The organism is Paenibacillus nasutitermitis (genome assembly GCF_014641075.1).
Taxonomy (GTDB): Bacteria; Bacillota; Bacilli; order Paenibacillales; family Paenibacillaceae; genus Paenibacillus_Z; species Paenibacillus_Z nasutitermitis.
Window position 1 is genome coordinate 238,621 of the sequence record NZ_BMHP01000005.1, and the last position, 16,619, is coordinate 255,239.

12 protein-coding genes are annotated in these 16,619 nt (G+C 47.0%); 3 read left to right on the forward strand and 9 right to left on the reverse strand.

Features of this window, described 5'->3' with window-relative positions:
- Positions 1-350 precede the first annotated feature (350 nt).
- The gene (locus IEY46_RS28515; protein ID WP_188997543.1) at positions 351-3,287 is read left to right on the forward strand and encodes an S-layer homology domain-containing protein; all 2,937 of its coding nucleotides are present in this window, start codon (positions 351-353) and stop codon (positions 3,285-3,287) included.
- A 492-nt stretch (positions 3,288-3,779) separates the two neighbouring features.
- Here the strand turns inward: IEY46_RS28515 and IEY46_RS28520 are convergent, their stop codons facing one another.
- The 3 genes from IEY46_RS28520 to IEY46_RS28530 all read right to left on the reverse strand — a co-directional run bounded on the left by IEY46_RS28520 (position 3,780) and on the right by IEY46_RS28530 (position 5,853).
- Positions 3,780-3,938 (reverse strand): hypothetical protein, encoded by a 159-nt coding sequence (locus tag IEY46_RS28520; RefSeq protein WP_188997544.1) that lies wholly within the window; start codon positions 3,936-3,938, stop codon positions 3,780-3,782.
- Between the two features lie 204 nt (positions 3,939-4,142).
- Complete coding sequence (locus IEY46_RS28525) at positions 4,143-4,775, reverse strand: DUF2306 domain-containing protein (RefSeq protein ID WP_188997545.1); 633 nt, start codon at positions 4,773-4,775, stop codon at positions 4,143-4,145.
- A gap of 46 nt (positions 4,776-4,821) precedes the next feature.
- On the reverse strand, positions 4,822-5,853 hold the full coding sequence (locus IEY46_RS28530) for a DJ-1/PfpI family protein (protein ID WP_188997547.1): 1,032 nt from the start codon (positions 5,851-5,853) through the stop codon (positions 4,822-4,824).
- 279 nt (positions 5,854-6,132) lie between these two features.
- On the opposite strand from IEY46_RS28530, the gene IEY46_RS28535 reads away from it, so the two are divergent.
- Complete coding sequence (locus IEY46_RS28535; RefSeq protein ID WP_188997548.1) at positions 6,133-6,819, forward strand: response regulator transcription factor; 687 nt, start codon at positions 6,133-6,135, stop codon at positions 6,817-6,819.
- Position 6,820: 1 nt separating this feature from the next.
- Positions 6,821-8,146, forward strand: coding sequence for a sensor histidine kinase (locus IEY46_RS28540; RefSeq protein ID WP_188997550.1), 1,326 nt, complete (start codon positions 6,821-6,823; stop codon positions 8,144-8,146).
- 173 nt (positions 8,147-8,319) lie between these two features.
- Here the strand turns inward: IEY46_RS28540 and IEY46_RS28545 are convergent, their stop codons facing one another.
- The 6 genes from IEY46_RS28545 to IEY46_RS28570 form a co-directional block, all read right to left on the reverse strand.
- Positions 8,320-9,150 carry a carbohydrate ABC transporter permease gene (locus IEY46_RS28545; RefSeq protein WP_188997552.1) on the reverse strand — a complete coding sequence of 277 codons (831 nt, stop codon included), beginning with the start codon at positions 9,148-9,150 and terminating at the stop codon, positions 8,320-8,322.
- Positions 9,151-9,160: 10 nt separating this feature from the next.
- The gene (locus IEY46_RS28550) at positions 9,161-10,069 is read right to left on the reverse strand and encodes a carbohydrate ABC transporter permease (RefSeq protein WP_188997554.1); all 909 of its coding nucleotides are present in this window, start codon (positions 10,067-10,069) and stop codon (positions 9,161-9,163) included.
- A gap of 99 nt (positions 10,070-10,168) precedes the next feature.
- Positions 10,169-11,578 (reverse strand): ABC transporter substrate-binding protein, encoded by a 1,410-nt coding sequence (locus tag IEY46_RS28555; protein WP_188997556.1) that lies wholly within the window; start codon positions 11,576-11,578, stop codon positions 10,169-10,171.
- Between the two features lie 189 nt (positions 11,579-11,767).
- Entirely contained in the window at positions 11,768-13,138 is a 1,371-nt protein-coding gene (locus tag IEY46_RS28560; RefSeq protein ID WP_229750606.1) for a carbohydrate ABC transporter substrate-binding protein, read from the reverse strand.
- 17 nt (positions 13,139-13,155) lie between these two features.
- Positions 13,156-14,799, reverse strand: coding sequence for a response regulator transcription factor (locus IEY46_RS28565; protein ID WP_188997560.1), 1,644 nt, complete (start codon positions 14,797-14,799; stop codon positions 13,156-13,158).
- Positions 14,777-16,594 carry a cache domain-containing sensor histidine kinase gene (locus IEY46_RS28570; protein WP_188997562.1) on the reverse strand — a complete coding sequence of 606 codons (1,818 nt, stop codon included), beginning with the start codon at positions 16,592-16,594 and terminating at the stop codon, positions 14,777-14,779. The genes IEY46_RS28565 and IEY46_RS28570 overlap by 23 nt, the downstream gene beginning before the upstream one ends.
- Positions 16,595-16,619 lie beyond the last annotated feature (25 nt).

Genomic DNA, 16,619 nt, shown 5'->3' on the forward strand with positions numbered 1-16,619 from the left:
TTGCTTCCAACTCGTTTGCCGCTCAAAGTTTCTTTCAGAATTCTTTCATTGCGCCCTGTTATACTTCAAAGGGGCACCCCCGTATCGCTAACGCCACCTTGGGTTGGCTTACTGGTTGAGTACTCCATATTGGTGACCAATCAACTTCTCAATGTTGACATTTTGGAAAGGTGGTAAAGAATGCTACAGGTAAATTGTGAGTGAAATATTGAGGGATCAGAAGGTGAGAGTACAAAGCAATGGCAAGCAGTATGAAAGGGGTATCCATTGATCGTTCATATTGCAATGGGAAGTACTAATTGGCTTTAGAACTTATTATTGTTGTGTTATTCAGAATGAGGAGGACTCGTATGCGTAGTTATTTACATAAAATATCAGTGGTCTTTTTATTATTGTGCTTGATCATAAGCATAGTACCTGCACTAGTACAAACAACAAGTGCCATTCCTGGGACAGGACCCGTCATCACCGATGTAAGCATCGTATCGAATCATGCTGGGGATTCCACAAAAGCCATGATTGGTGATACGATCACGCTCAGCTTTACTACCGATGAGCCGGTCACCAAATTAGGCAGCTTCAAGATCAATGGTAGCAACCCGGATACATTCACGAATGTAGGCAATCGATATACCGCTACCCATCTCGTCGACTCAGGAGATCCGGTGACAGGGGCGCCTGCTACTTTCCAAATCAACGTAAAAAATGCGGCCGGGATCTTCTCCTTAACGGTGGAAGCTACCACGGACGGAAGCACAGTTACGATCATTGGGAAACAGCCCGTCATCACCGATGTAAGCATCGCATCGAATCATGCGGGAGATGCCACAAAAGCCACGATTGGCGATACGATCACGCTCAGCTTCACTACCGATGAGCCGGTCACCAAATTAGGGAACTTCAAGATTAATGGCAGCAACCCGGATACGTTCACAAATGTAGGCAATCGGTATACCGCAACCCATCTCGTCGACTCAGGAGATCCGGTGACAGGGGCGCCTGCTACTTTCCAAATCAACGTAAAAAATGCGGCCGGGATCTTCTCCTTAACGGTGGAAGCTACCACAGACGGGAGCACAGTTACGATCATTGGGAAACAGCCCGTCATCACCGATGTAAGCATCGCATCGAATCATGCGGGAGATGCCACAAAAGCCACGATTGGCGATACGATCACGCTCAGCTTCACTGCCGATGAGCCAGTCACCAAATTAGGCAGCTTCAAGATCAATGGCAGCAACCCGGATACGTTCACGAATGTAGGCAATCGATATACCGCAACCCATCTCGTCGACTCAGGAGATCCGGTGACAGGCGTGCCTGCTACTTTCCAAATCAACGTAAAAAATGCGGCAGGGATCTTCTCCTTAACGGTGGAAGCTACCACCGACGGAAGCTCGGTTACGATTATCGGAGAACAGCCCGTGCCTTCGCCAGTAATCACCAGCCATCCGAGTGATGCAACGGTAGATGAGGGTGGAAGTACAACCTTCTCGGTGACTGCATCCCATGCAACCTCGTATCAATGGCAGGTGAACACAGGTTTGGGCTTCACGAATATTAGCGATGATGCTCCATACAGCGGCGTGACAACAACGACATTAACAATTACAGGTGCTACAGCAGACTTGAATGGTTACGTGTATCAGGTGATCGCAAGTGGAGGTGTCTTACCAGAAGCAACATCGAATAGCGCGATTTTGACAGTGAACAGCGCACCGGAAGCACCCACTATAGTCAGTGCCGTAGCAGGAGATGCTAAAGTCAGTCTCACTTGGAATCTAGTGGACGGTTCGACAAGTTATAAAATATACAATAGCACAACCCCCAATAATTTTGGGGCGGCGGCAGCAACAGTAGATGGATCGGTAAATAGTAGCGATGTAACAGGACTTGTAAATGGTACAACGTATTACTTCGTGGTTAAGGCTGTTAAAGGAAACATGGAGAGTACAAACTCAAACGAAGTGAGCGCAATCCCTACAACCGTTCCAACAGCACCTACGGAGTCTCCATCCATTCAGGAACCAATAAACACAGGAGTTATTGTGCTTGTTAATGGCAAGGCTGAGAATCTGGGCACTGCCACAACAGCTACCGTCAGAAACCAGATCGTTACAATCGTAACCATTGACCAGAAAAAGCTAGAGGACAAGCTCGCGGCGGAAAGCCAAGGTGCGGTGATTACGATTCCGGTCAATACGAAATCGGATGCTGCAGTTGGAGAGTTTAACGGTCAATTAGTAAAATATATGGAGCAAAAGCAGGCTGTCGTGGAAATCAAAACGGAGAAAGCTACCTATACCATGCCTGCACAACAAATCAATATCGATTCATTATCCAAGCAGTTTGGTGAGAATGTAGCACTTCAAGACATTAAGATTCAGATCGAGATTGCTGCACCTTTAGCGGATACCATGCAGGTTGTAGAAACCGCAGCCGTTAAGGGAGAGTTCACAATTGTAGTCCCGCCGCTCCACTTCACAGTTAGAGCTATTTATGGGGATATAACGAAAGAAGTATCCACATTCAATGCCTACGTGGAAAGGACTATCGCTATACCAGACGGTGTAGATCCTAACAAGATCACAACCGGCGTCGTGATTCAGGAAGACGGAACCGTTCGACATGTGCCAACGAAAATTGTCATTGTCGATGGCAAGTATTACGCCAAAGTAAGCAGCTTGACGAACAGTACGTACGCCATTGTTTTGCATTCACTTGAATTTAAGGATGTCGCCCAACATTGGGCAAAGGATGCTGTGAACAACATGGGCTCACGGATGGTCATTGGTGGCATTGGTAATGATCAGTTCAATCCCGATCAAGACATTACCCGCGCCGAGTTTGCAGCAATTGTTGTTCGTGGACTGGGGCTTCCGTTGAATAACGGAGCAGCAGCATTTTCGGATGTAGGGACATCGGATTGGTCTAGCAGCGCGATCAATACGGCTTACTCCTACCAACTGATCAATGGATTTGAAGATGGCACCTTCCGTCCAAATGACAGAATTACCCGAGAACAAGCTATGGTGATTATTGCTAAAGCGATGATGATTACGGAACTAAATGCCAAGCTTTCTGTTCATGCGCCAGATCTGATGCTTCGTTCATATACAGATGCTGCGGATGCGTCCAATTGGGCACTAACCAGCATTGCTGACGTCTTGCAGGCAGGTATCGTATCAGGAAGAAGCAGTACGATACTTGCACCACAAGCTAACATTACGAGAGCTGAGGTTGCAGCGGTTATGGAGCGGCTGCTGCAGAAGTCTGGCCTGATATAGCAGGCCTCAATGCCTCCTCTCCGACACGATTAGAGAAGTAGAACTGTGGGATTCGGCCTTGTCCTCCACAGAAATTGCGGCAAGATGCTCCGAGAGGTGACTAATGGCATAATGGTACACTTATCCAGACCGGATTACAGCGTGTTGCATTATGTTGGCATGGCATTGCAGAACGTAAACTCGTACTTTCGGATGTGGTTGTACCAGCTGATTTCGAATACGGAAAAGCACCGGCAAATGGAAGCAGAAATTAGTTTATGAAGCATATGACAGTAAATAGACCATAGGGGTTCTTGGTTTTAAGCCAAGGCCTCTTTTTTTCTGACTAAAAAAACGAAACGCAGTCATTTTCACAGTTAAATACTATCCATAAACCAGACAAGACCCCTTTTTCGTGGGGTCATTTTCAGTAGGGATGTAATAATGAGAATCGTCCAGACACAGCAGGACTTTGACGTCCTGCGCCCGCGGAAGCACTTCCGCCTGGCCGAATCACTCACCGGCATCCAACGCTTGATCGACCAGAATGCCCGCTTCCTTTTCGCCAAGACCGCCGAAAACACCCCACTTTTCGCCACCGCCGAATGTCATTGTTCCCAATCCTATCTCCGATACCAGCACTCCCGTATTGCCAAGCAAGTTATATTTCATTGTCTTTACTCCCCCCATGTTTTGGTTTACATTAATGGAGACGATGCCAAAGAAGGTCTAGGTATGCTGCGCAATCCCAGCTCGAAAAAAGTCCGAATAATCATCAAAAAGCCGCTGAAAAAGCACTAAAACATGCCTTACAGCAGCCGCACACAGGTGGCGCCTGTGTAATCCTTTACGGTTTCATGAAATGTATAAGCCGGGCTATCTAACGGATTGACCGATCATTTTAATAATGATGCTGGAAATCAGCAGTAGCAGCACAATAGAGCTGTAAACGCCAATTGTATAGCTGGTAACGTAAAGGAGACCGAATCCCTGATAAAAAAGGAAAGTAATGAGATGAATGGTCATGTTCGTAAAACAAAAGGCGTAGCTTCGAATCATCCAGTTCCGGTGCTGGATGATCCGTTTCTTTTTGATCTCTATGAGCGCCATAAGGGTGATAACCAGCCATATCATATTAAGAGCATTGAAACCCATACTGCTTATTTTCCCGCCAGTAGCATAAGGTGCCATGTAGCCGGAAGTAATCACGACAAGAATTACGGACACTAAATAAACATAGCCGTTTATGCGGTGGAATTTGCGGCTTTTTTCAAAAATTCTACGGGAAAAGTTTAGCAGCCCCGTCGCCATGGCGATACAGGCAAGCACAACATGAACTCGCATGACGGTTAACCAGACTGGAAGATTAAGCTCTCGCTTCAGGCCAATTTTACGGCTTAGAAATCCTGTGGCTTCGGGATCGCTAATAAAATGGACCACCAGGGAGTAAAGGATAAATAGAATACTGATACATGCTAAAAGTCTGTATAATGATTTCCGATTCTTCATGTGGTCCAAAGCTCCCTCCGTTTCGCTTTTATTCCCCATTCGCATGTCAGGAAACCCGCTTGCCAGTTAATTTGGATGCCGGCAGTATACCGGCCCTGGCGAATCCGGTCATCTGATCTCCGTCGGCAGCAACTTCGAATTTCAGGTTTAATCGCAGGGGTTTCGTGATGCGCAGTGACCAGGTAAGCTTGTTGCCTTGAAGTAAAGGGGTTATAAACTGGACCGTCTCCTCCCCTTGTGTGGCCTTGCCTTGGATTGTTCCATTCCTTATGGAGATGGAGAGCCTGACCTCAAGTTTCCCAACAGGCGTAGCGATTGTCGTATCCCAATCCCCGTCAAAGCAAGAATCCCCGGATGATTTAATGTCTTTGATGTGAGACATCCCCGCTTTGTTCGTTGCAATGCTCGTTTCTTCATCAATCACTGCTGCATGATAGTCAGGCGCAATTCCCTCTTCACGCCATACCGTTCCTCTCCGTTCATATTCGAACAGTTGCTCTATCGCGTGTGCGATGCGCGGCCCAAGCTTTCGTTCTACCAGATACAGCGCTACATCGAGTCCCGATGTAACGCCGCCGCCGGTAACCAGGTTGCCGCTGTCCACTAAACGTGCCGGAATGGGAGTGGCACCGGTTGCTCCAAGTACATTCATGCCCATATGATGCGTTACTGCCGGTCTGCCCTCCAGGAGTCCTGCCATGGCGAGCAACAGAGAACCGCCGCAAACTGTGGCGACGATGGTGTCTTTTTGTCCAAGTGCCTGCCTGATCATTCCGGTCAATTCTGTATTCACGGCCCGCGACAGAATAGCCGGGGGCGAATCGGGACCATCTCCTCTGACGTCGCCCGATGCGCCGGGTACGAGAATGATGCCCGCTTGTTCCGGGCTCAGTCTGCCGCTCGCTTCAATTTTCAACCCTTTGGTGCCGCTAGCGACGGACCTCGGCCCTTCAGCGGTGACGAGTTCTACACTTAACGCGTTCTCGGCATACATTTCAGCGGCGCAAAAAACCTCGTAAGGCGCAAGGGCATCCAGAAGATCGAAGCCGTCATAAATCACAATTTGAACCGTTAACATTCATAAACCTCCTTGTATTTACAGTCGGTACGTTGATCCTCGAACCTGGCGGGTCGATCATGGAAAAGTTATTTTATCAGAAGATTCTTCAGCCTGTGATCGTCCATCTCAGCCGATTTCACCCCTAGCCGTCCGCTTCCGTAAAAAGATCATAACAAATGAATATCTCAAACAACGCCGAAAAACGGTAACAAAAAAGTAAACATTCCATCACAAAACATGAGATTGCGTTTGCTCTTGTAAATAAAATGATAAACTAGGCTCAAAGGTGGGATATTCATGAGCGGAGTCATTACGATACTGGTTGTAGACGATGATCAAAGCATTGTCGAACTATTGAGAGACTTTTTGGTGTACGAAAATTTTAAAGTAATAACCGCTTGCGATGCCGTTCAAGCATGGGCCATATTTGAGCAAAGCTCCATTCATTGTATTGTTCTTGACATCATGATGCCGGGACAAAACGGATTGGAGTTATGCCGGCGGATTCGGACGGAGAGCAACGTTCCTATCCTTTTCTTGAGCGCACGCAGCGATGATGTGGATAAGATTCGTGGGCTGACGCTCGGCGGCGATGATTATATTATCAAAACCGCTTCACCCGGTGAGATCGTAGCGAGAATAAAGGCTGTATTGCGGCGTTCCGCTTCTCCGCTGCAAATGGAGGACAGGGTCCTGGATTTTGGCCCTATCAAACTGAATTTATCTTCAAGAGAAGTGGCGGTAGATGGAAAAAATGTCATGCTCACACCCAGGGAATATGAGCTGTTACTCCTATTTCTCGAGCACCCCAAGCATGTTTTTACCTATGAACAGATCCTTTCAAAATTGTGGGATGGAGTGGGCGATAAGCATACGATTCGGGTCCATCTCGGTCGTCTGCGCGAAAAAATCGAATCCGATCCGAATCACCCTCAATACCTGGTCAACATCTGGGGAGTAGGGTATCGCTTTGAGGGGGGATAGTATGGGAACTCTTCGCATTCGTTCGTTTACCATACTGATTTTTATCGTTCTACTGTTAGTGCCGTGGATCTTCTTTGTTTCTGCCCGCTTCCTGGAGACAGGAACGCTCAGCTTCGCAAATGGAGGGCCACAGGGTGAAATATTGCAAAAAAATTTGACTGCGACCATACACCTGATAGAAAGCAACACGGACAAGTGGAGGGATCCAAGTTGGCAAATTGAATTGCATAACCAATTGGAGCAGACCCGGATGGAGGCGGTGATTGTATCCGCTTCAGATCATGAAATTTACCGGTCTAATCCAAAGAGCTCCAGCAGATTGTCGTCAAGTGAACGGTTCTCTGTCATAGAGGACGGCCGGTTACTTGGAAAGGTTGTCCTTTATATACCGAAATCAAATACCATGCCAATCATCTCCATGTTGGCCGGATTATTGCTGGCTTTCTTTATTATCGGTATTGAATTCCGAAGATTCCTTCTGAAGCCTCTCGAACGGATGAGCATTGCAGCTAGACAAATCGCCGCTGGGGATTGGGAGGTTGAATTGCCTCGGTCCAGAATCACCGAAATCTCAGAGGTACGGGATGGTTTCGATGTGATGGTGAGAGGACTCCGGGCATCTTTTCAAAAACAAGCGGAATTGGAGGAAGAACGCCGATTCGTGATCACAGCAATCGCGCATGATTTACGAACCCCATTGTTCGCCTTACGAGGTTACCTGGACGGTCTGGAGCAAGGCATCGCCCAGTCTCCAGATCAAATAACTAAATATATAGCAGTATGTAAAGAGAAATCGGCGCAATTAGACCGATTAGTAGAGGACCTTTTCACATTTGCAAAGATGGAGCATGTAGAGATGAAACGCCACAACAAGATAATGGATCTTAAAATCATCATCCAGAAGTCCATTGACAGTCTAAGTCCTTTAGCCCGGCAGAAGCACATCTCGATCTCAAGCCATCTTTCAGATGACTGCTTCATTAAAGGCGACATGCAATTATTGGAACGTGTGATGAACAACTTGTTGGATAATGCCGTCAGGTACACACCATCCTATGGCGAAATTACTATCCAGTGTTATCAAGTGGATAACAAGATAAAGTTTACGATACATGATACGGGGCCAGGCTTCTCCTTGGAAGAATTGCAGCGAATTTTTGAACCTCTGTATCGTGGCGAAGGATCTAGAAATCGCTCAACCGGGGGCAGCGGACTAGGATTAGCCATCTCGCAAAAAATTGTAAGGCTGCACGGAGGTGAACTTTCCGCCGATAATCATTCGGAGGGCGGCGCACTGTTAACTGGCTGGGTACCTGTAGCTCTATGAAATAAGGCAGCGGCGGCCATTACGCTTTGATACCCCCGCGCTTAAACATATCTGGAATCTCGGGGTTCTCAACCATGCCATAAGGTATAGGAGCGAATAGGCGCATTAAACTGCACACAAAAAGCACTCTGCCGAGTGCTTTTTGTAGATATGGCTATCCTTCAGCTGTGTTTTCATCCTTTCACGGATCCGATCGTAATTCCGGAAACGATCTTGCCGGATACGAATAAATACAGAATAAACGTAGGTAAAAAGACGATCATCGACGCTGCGAATATCCCGGCATAATTGCCGGAATTGGTATATCCATTAACGATAGACTGAAGCGCGAGAGCCAGTGTGTGCGTTTTGTCGTTGTTTGCGAATATGAGTGCAAAAAAGTAATCGTTCCAAACCGACATGAAGTTAAAGATCGTAAGCGTCAATATCCCAGGCTGTGCGATCGGCATAATGATTCGTATAAAGGCTTTAATCGGACCGCACCCGTCAATTGCGGCCGATTCCTCCAGTTCTTTCGGAATCGAAGAGAAAAATCCAGTCAGCAAAAACACGCCGAAAGGCACATTCACAAAAATATAGATCAGGATCAATGTCAGAATGGAACCCGTCAACTTCAACGAAACGAACAATGAGAATAAAGGAATAGAGATGAGCAATCCAGGGATCGATAAGGCCGAAACGAACATCGTATCCACGAGTTTTTTTCCTCTGAACGTCACGCGCCCCAGAATATAAGCGGCAGGAGCCGCAACTGCGACGATACCGAAACATGCCGCCGTCGTATAAATGACGCTGTTAAGAAAATACCGGCCTATGCTTTCTAATTCGAACAGATTCGTATAATTCGAGAAATGAAACCCGCTATGAAGCAAGCGATTGGTGAATATTTCTCTCGTCGTGCTGAAAGATGCGAGAAACGTATAACCGAACAGCACGAGCGTAAACAATAACCAGAAAACAAGCGGAATATAAGCAACAACCCGAATCGATTTTTTGTTTTTCACATCGTCCCCCCTAGTACTCCAAGCGATCTTTGCGGAAAAATAAATTGATCAAATAGGATAAGGCAAGAATGGCCAACATAATCATCACGCCGATGGTTGCACCCGCACCGACATTGAATGCTTCCTGCTGGTACGCGGTTTTATCGGCCCCGAATACCTTTAGATACATATAATAGCCCGGCGTCATCGTTTGGGGGTTCTTCAATCCGAATACGGCTGACCAAACAAAGAAATTAAGCGCCGAAATAGTCCATAGCACCAAAGTCGTTCGAAATACGTCGCGCAGCAGCGGCAGCGTAATCATGAAAAATTTACGAAAAACCCCGGCTCCTTCAAGCAGCGCCGCTTCGTAATAATCCAAGGGAATCCGATCCATCCCCGCTCCGAGAATAAGCATGAAATAACCGATGGATCCGAAGCAGTAAGCCAGAAGCATGGATAAGAAAATATGCTGATCGTCCGTCCACTGGATGCTTGCAAGCCCCGTCAATCCAAAAAACTTAAAAAAGCCGGTCAAAAATCCGAAACTGGAGTTAAAAATATACTGCAGCCACACGACGGATAACACGACAACCGATACGGTATTCGGAAGAAAAATGAGCGAGCGCCAGAAACCTTTGCCTCGAACCCCCGAAGAAATAATGGCCGCGAATAGAAAAGCCAGAATAAAAATAATTACCCCACCGGCAATCCATATGACAATGACATTCCGCACGGAACCTACAAAATAAGAATTGTGAATCAAAGCTTCATAATTATCCAAACCCACGAAACGCCATTCTGCAATTTTGCTCGATAAAGCGGGGATCTCATAAAAGCTCATAAGAGCAGCCCGAACGGTCGGGTATAAAAAGATCAATAAGTAAATCGTGACAGCCGGAAAAAGGAATAGGGCGATTACCGACTTTTTGAGCTTCAACGATAACACCTCCTAAAGCTACATGCCATATTCCTAAACGATAGCGATATGCGGTAACCGCTACGACTACCGCATATCGTTTAAGGCACAGATGTAATGTTATTGTCCCGCGTAATATTTTTTGGCAGCTTCCATCATTTTCGTTACATACTGCTCGGCATTGATTTTACCTGTGATTAATTCCATAAATACCGGTATGATCGATACGGAAGCGAAATCTCCGGCATTGTTGATTCCGCCTCCCCAAGGTATATTGACACTTGCGTTTTCAAACGCTACAGAAGCATCCTTCAGAGGCTCCGGCCATGCCGTATCGATCGTAGCCGGTATAGCCAACGCTTCCTTCACCATACCTTCTTGTGCCTTTTTGCTAACCAGGTATTTGACAAGCTCGAACGCCGCCGGGATGTTCTTGCTGTTTTTATTCATTAATATTCCTTGTGAACCGAAGGTAAGCCCTTGCTGCCCGCCTTTTCCGTTGCCGTTCGACACGTTCGGAAATTGAAATGATCCCCACTTGAAATCTGGTCCGGCCGTGTTGGATACTTCGATTGGCAACCATGTCCCGTTCAAATAAGTTGCCGATTGTCCTAGAACGAGATCCTGCTGAGCCGCGGGATACTTGCTGCCGGCGATTTTCTCCGAGAAATACCCCTTCTCCCTCATCATCACGATATCATTCGCGAATTGATGAACGATAGGATCGTTCCACATTTCGCCCGTTTTGTCTTTGACCAATTGATCCACCCAATCGCTGCCCATCGCGCTGCTCAGGTAACCTCCGATAAACAGATCGCGGTAGGCGTCATCGAACGTAATAGGCGCTACTCCGGACTTTTTAATCATTTCGCAGACTCCAAGGAACTCCTCCCAAGTGGTCGGGACGGCGGTAACCCCGGCTTTTTCGTATACTTCTTTATTGTAAAAGAACAGCACCGCGTAAGGCTGTTGCGGAATCGCATAACCCCCCTCTTCCAGCCCTACGCTCGAGGACAACGTATTGACCCAAGTCATAAGGCTCGGTTGGATGGAGTCCTTCACTGACTTGTCCATACCGAGGGCGTTTTCCGATAGCAAATCGTCGAGCTTAAAAACATGCTCTTTCAAGGTCGCTAATCCGCCGCCGCCTGAGGGATCCCCTTCCCAGATATCCACTTGTTCGCCGCCATCCAATGCGGGTTTAATCAGTTTGAACAAATCTCGCCCATTGAATTTCACTTCAACCTCCACCTGAGGATTGGCTGCCTTAAAATCGGCTACCGCAGCTTCAATGACTTTGGCTTGCGGTTCCGAACTGCTCCACATGGACCAGAACACGACTTTCCCCTCCAACTTACCGGCACTCTTCCCCGAATCGGAAGAAGACGGATCGACGCTCTCAGCACTGTCAGCAGGAGCCGTAGGGCTTTCATTGCTTGTTTTGTCGGATTGGCCGCATGCAGCGAATAGTGATACGAATAACGCGAAGAAAAGTGACAACATCGAAAATTTTCTCAACCTTCTGTTCATCTGAATTGCCTCCCGGGTTCATAATCTTGCGTACTAGATCAGTATACAAAGAGGGTACCCGCCCTAACATTGACGGGATTGTACAAAATCTGCATGAAATTATCCGATTTCTTCGCACGCAAAAAGAGCGCCACAGATTTTACATCATGTGCGCTCATTTCCGATAGGTATAGCTCTAATTCGGCCGCGTCAGGGGGATAACTCGCGAAGTGCGGCAGATGTCGTCTCCAGTTTATCCTGCCATTGTTCGACGGTTGCCGTCCCCTCCATGATATGGCCGATCGTATCCCACAAGTCGTCGTTAATGTTGATTGTCGTGCGAGGCGTCGCTTTCCATTGGTAAATAATAGGGGTTACTCCGCGTTCCATAATTTTTATTGAATCATAGAAAACGGAAGAAATATAGGGTTTAGCTATCTCAGCGCCGTTTTTCAATGCCACGATATTTTGGGTTTTCTCCGCATTCAGCCTCGCGACGTCCTCTTTATACTGATACTTTAGAAACTCTTTGGCCAGTTCGATATTTTTGGCTTTAGCCGGAATGTACATACTATCGAAGAAAATCGTTACATACGGTTTATCCCCTTTCTTAAATACCGGGGGGGATAGGAAACCGAATTCGAATCCGTTTTCCCTGGGCGAATCCTTCATTTCATTTTCGATCCAGGTGCCGCATGGAATGAATAACGCTTTTCCTTGGAGGAAATCGGCTTGGGCTTGGATGTGATTAAGCGCCACCGTGCCGGGCATCAAATACCCTTTTCGGGCAATCTCTTCGTAAAGCTCCATCGTTCTTCGTACGGCTTCGGTCTTAAACGCTCCGGGTTCGTAATGTTCAGCTTTCCTGATGGCCTCCATTCCGCCTTGAGACGCTACCGCGGGCCAAAATACGGATTCGTTATAACCTGCATAAACGCCTTGGTAAGTGAACAGGTAACGTCCGTCCTCCCGGGCAATTTCGCCGAGCTCCATAAATTCGTCCCACGTCTCAGGTACTTTCCAGCCTTTTTCCTCGAATAAGTTTTTGTTGTATATCAAACCTAGCGATGAGGTGTGGAACGGGGCGTAATAAATTTTACCGTCGCCTATCGGCTTCGCATATTCCAATATGCCATCGATCAGTTTGCTTTTCAACGGTGTATCCTCATCAAGCGCCTGGCCTTCGAATACTTCCGTCAAATCGAGAAGGAGCTTGTCTTCCATCATGGCCTTAATCGTTTGGGTACTCTCGCTCTGGGGGACGTAAATGAAGTCGGGAGGATTTCCGGTAACGATTTGGGGCTTCAACATTTCCATGATTTTAGGACTCGAAATCAGATTGACCTTAATGTCCGGGTAATCGTGCTCGAATTTCTGGATGACCGCAGTCCAATAGTCCTTGCTTTGCCCACCTTCGAATACGGCGACGTTCAATTCCTTTTTGGCGAAATCTTTCTTCGTCTGCCGAGTGTCAGCCTGATCAGGCTGATCTTGCGTTCTGACACAAGCCGCAAGGACAAGCAACGCGAGTATGACGTACATACATAAGGGTATAACTCGTACCTTTCCCAGTCGCCTCATCTGCATACCCCCTTCTCTTATGGAATAGCGGAAAACTTCTTGCGGTATTCGGACGGACTGACTCCGACCGTTCTTCGGAATAAACGATTGAAATAGAACGGGTCGTCGATTCCGACGGCGGCAGCAACCTCTTTGACCCGGCAGTCCGGCAATTTCAGCAGCTCCATGGATTGGACAATTTTGAGCTCGTTCATATATTGAACGATGCTTTTACCGGTATCCCGTTTAAAGATGCGGCACAAATAGTTGACGTTCATGTTAACTTCTTTGGCGAGTTGATCGAGCTTAATCTTGCCTTCGATTTTCTCATGCAGGATGCCGATGACGTGATGCACTTCTTTTCGGTATGAGCGGCTTTTGATCACTTGAAAACCGTTCAAGATTTCCTGCAAAGCTTGTTCGGTAATGGCTATGAATTGTTCGGCGGTCTCCGCTTGTGTGATCGACCTTTTTATCGAATCAGACAGTATGACAATAATGGGTTCCAGGACCGATCTGTCGTTAGTTCCGGTGACCGCTCTCCATTTCGTAATCCGATATTCCAGATCGGCGAGCAGCGTCAAGAAGAATTGCTTGATCTTGAGCGGCTCGATCTTCATTCCATTGAGCTGTCCCGCCAAGTCGGCCATGAATTCTGATAATCGCTCGGAATCCCCCTCTTCTACCGCGCTCGTGATAGATTCCGACCACAGTCCCGTCGTGATAGGCCATTGGGACAAATCCACTTGCGATGCGATCAGCATCGAGCCGGCGCCGCTATAGAATCTTGCTCGGGATGCACGAAGGCAATGGTCATATTGTTCTTGAAGCGAACGCATTCCCTCGAAACGTTCGCTCAAAGTCGAGCTGATGCTTAAATTCAAATACAAATTCAATACGTGCACCAGATCGCGGAAGAGCATCTGCCACGCCTCTTCGCTAAACCCGATGCCTTGTTCGTAAATCATGACCGCATAGGTCCCGTTCCCGATTTCCACGCAATCGCTTCGGCACTTATTGGATACCGTTTCTTTAATGATATTGGCAACGGAGAAATCGAGCAGTTTCTTGTTTTTAATTTTTCCGTTGCTCGATGCGTCTTCATAGTGATCAATTTTCAAGTAAATCAATCTTCCGCGCAGCGCATGCAAATCCAGCCCGTACTTTGTCGCCTCAGCCCCCGCAGACGAATCGTTCGGATCCCGATTCTCCAGCAACTCTTTCCAAAATGCATTCTTTTGTTGAGCATACGTTTCATTCAGCCTGATTTGCATGGAAATGTTTGTTTCTTTAAGCTTCCGTTCCTCCGACAATTGCTCAGAAATCTTGATCAACAACGTCAGCAGCTCTTCTGGCTTTAGCGTGATTTTCAGCAAATAATCCGCGGCGCCCAGCTTCATCGCTTCGCGAACGTATTCGTAATCGTCATAATTGCTGAGTACGATAAATTTCCCCGTGTAGCTTCGTTCGTGTAGTTTCTGAATCAACTCCAACCCGTCCAGATTCGGCATCTTCAAATCCGTAATGATAATGTCGGGATTGCTCTTGGCGACCTGTTCGAGCGCCTGCAATCCGTCTCCTGCGGTGCCGACGAGTTCGAATCCGTGTTGTTCCCATTTCATAATCGTTTGAAGCGTAATCCGTACAATTTTTTCGTCGTCAACGACCAACACCCGTATCATGGTTGTCCTCTCCTATCGGCATAATGAAGGGAATCGTAATGAAGATCGTTGTCCCTTGATTGATCTCGGAAGTTATTTCCAGTCCGTAAGACTCACCGAAATGCAGCTTGATTCTTTCACGCACGTTGCCGACCCCAATATTGGCCAGCCTGTCTTTATTAGGATTACCGTCGGACTCCAATAGCCGATTCAGTTTGTCTTCCGGAATTCCTTTGCCGTTATCCTGCAAAATAATTTTCAGAGTATTGCCGTACCGTTCGGCGGCAATAACGATTCGCGGTTCTCGATCTAGGCCTTCGAATCCATGAATAATAGCGTTCTCGACTAAGGGCTGGAGCATAAATTTAAGGACTTGAGAATGCAATAGATCTTCCGGTACGACATATTCCATCTTTAATGAAGTCCCATATCTGACTTGCTGAATAATCAAGTAATTGCTAAGGTTTCCAAGCTCATTCCTAAGAGATATCCTCTCGTCTTTTTGAATAATCGTGCTCCTGAGCAGTTCGGCCAAAGCCCCCAAGCCGTTGCTAACGCTATCGGCCTGACTTAACAGCGCTGTCCACTTCAATGAGTTCAGCGTATTGAATAAGAAATGGGGATTGATCTGCGCTTGCAGCATTTGCAGCTCGACCTCTCGTTTCTTGGCTTGTTCCACATTCACTTTATCGATTTGCATGGATAGCTCTTGGGTCATGTTATTAAATTTATCCGATAGATATCCGATTTCGTCTTGCCCGTCGTCACTAATCTTGGCATGCAATTTACCGTTCATCACCTGATTCATTCCCGAGATCAGTTTCTTTAAAGGCATGGAAACGCTTGCGGAGATGAACATTGTAAACAAAAAAGCAAATAGGATGCACAGCAGCACGATCCAAAGAATTTCCTTCTGAATGTCTTTAGATTCCGTGTTGAGATAATCGTAAGGCACTAAGCCGATAATTTTCCAGTCCAGCTCTTCATTGTGCGAATAGACGGCAAAATATAGTCCCGTTTCTGTAGACACCGTCCCCGTCACCTTCGGCGGCTCAATCCATTTGAGGAGGGGGTCTTCGGGCGATATCCCATCTCCAGTTGGAAACAGATGATTCTTACTGGAGAGCAGGGTCCCGGATCCGTTCACGATCACCTGGTCGCTGCCCTCTCCCATATCGACGCTGCCAAAAATAATTTGGGAGAACAGATTTTCATCGATTCCGACGAACAGATAGCCGAGCGGCCCCCCCGTTCCGTTAATCGCCGGTATTCTTCTGATCAGCATGAGGGTATTTTCACCGTTGGCTGTCATTGCGACTGTCCATGTATCGGCTTTTATATTCCTTTTTGCAACGTCCAATAACCGGGGGATCTCCCCGTTTTTAAGCTCGCCGTAACCGTAATCGTATAGGACTTGGTCGTCGCCCGTCTGAATCTGCAGAGTCTTAATCGTTGCAAAAAGCCAAAACTTATCCTGAAGCACGGTGTTCTCCATATACCAATGCAATTCCCTGATCTTCATGTCGTTCAACTGATCGTAATTCTGCAGCGCATCCTGAATATTCACGTTTAACATGATTTGATCAGCCAAGTTCTCGTATTTCGTCACTTCCGTACGAATATTGCTCGTCAACAGCCGTAGGATGTCCGAAACGAACGTACTCGTTTTCGCGCTGATCGCTTCATTGAATTTCGTATAAGACAGGACTCCGGTCAGACCTAACGGCAGAATGGATAGAAGCAAAAAGGTAACGATAAGCCGGACTTGTATGCGGGATTTACGTGAAATCCGAACAATACGATGCAATAAATCCATAGGGCTTCCCCCTGTCACAGCAATG